This window comes from Kutzneria sp. 744, assembly GCF_000568255.1.
GTDB lineage: Bacteria > Actinomycetota > Actinomycetes > Mycobacteriales > Pseudonocardiaceae > Kutzneria.
The window spans coordinates 5,531,284-5,532,094 of record NZ_KK037166.1; the positions used below are offsets into that span (position 1 = coordinate 5,531,284).

At 75.6% G+C, this 811-nt stretch carries 1 protein-coding gene and 1 pseudogene; both read right to left on the minus strand.

Annotated elements, in window-relative coordinates; all coding sequences use genetic code 11:
• Positions 1-137 (minus strand): annotated as a pseudogene (locus KUTG_RS61625) (DNA polymerase III subunit delta'); the annotation flags it as partial.
• Entirely contained in the window at positions 134-751 is a 618-nt protein-coding gene (locus tag KUTG_RS24805; RefSeq protein WP_043720002.1) for an MFS transporter, read from the minus strand. The gene KUTG_RS24805 and the pseudogene KUTG_RS61625, both read right to left, overlap by 4 nt.
• Positions 752-811 lie beyond the last annotated feature (60 nt).

Below are 811 nucleotides of genomic sequence, written 5' to 3' on the forward strand. Positions count from 1 at the left end.
CCGGTGAACAGCCACGCGTGGGTCATCGCGCCGGGCGTGGTCGGCCGGCCGGCGACCAGGTCGGCCGCGGCCTCAGCGGCGGTGCTGAGCACCTCGACCGCGTGGGGCTGGCCGACGACGTCGGCCCACACCGTCATGCCTGCACCTTCTCGGTCACCCTGTCATGATGCCGCGCGGCCAACTGCCGGTGCGCGAAGACCCCGGCCAAAGCGGCGATCACGGCCGCCGCCACCAGCGCCGGCCGCACGCCGACCAGGTCGACCAGCACCGGCGCCATCGTCGTCGCGGCGAACAGCACCACCTTGACCAGCGCCTGCACGAAGGCATTGACCCGGCCGCGCACCTCGTCCGGCACCTGCGCGCCGATCAGCGTCAGCCCCGTCACGAAGGCGATGCCCGCGCAGGCCCCGACCGCGCCGACAGCGGCCAGCGCGAACCACAGGTGCGGGGCGGCCGCGACGGCCAACAGCAGCGCACCAGCGGCGACGATGGCCACGCCGAACGGCAGCCGCAGCCTCGGCGTGCCGACCACGCCGATCACCAGGCCGAGGAACATCGCGATCACGAGCGTGCCGAACGCGGCCTCGCCGCCGCGCAGTTCGGTGGCGTACGGGCGGGCGATGGCGATCACGGTGCCGCCCGCGGTCAGCGCCCCGACGATGCCGATCACCAGGCCCCGCACCAGGCGGCTGCCGCGCACGTAGCGCAGGCCGTCGCGGGCCATGCCCGGCTCGCCGGTCGGCGGCGCCACCCAGCGGCCCGACGCCTCCGCGCCGCCGGGTCGCGATCACCAGGGCCGAGCTCAGGTAGA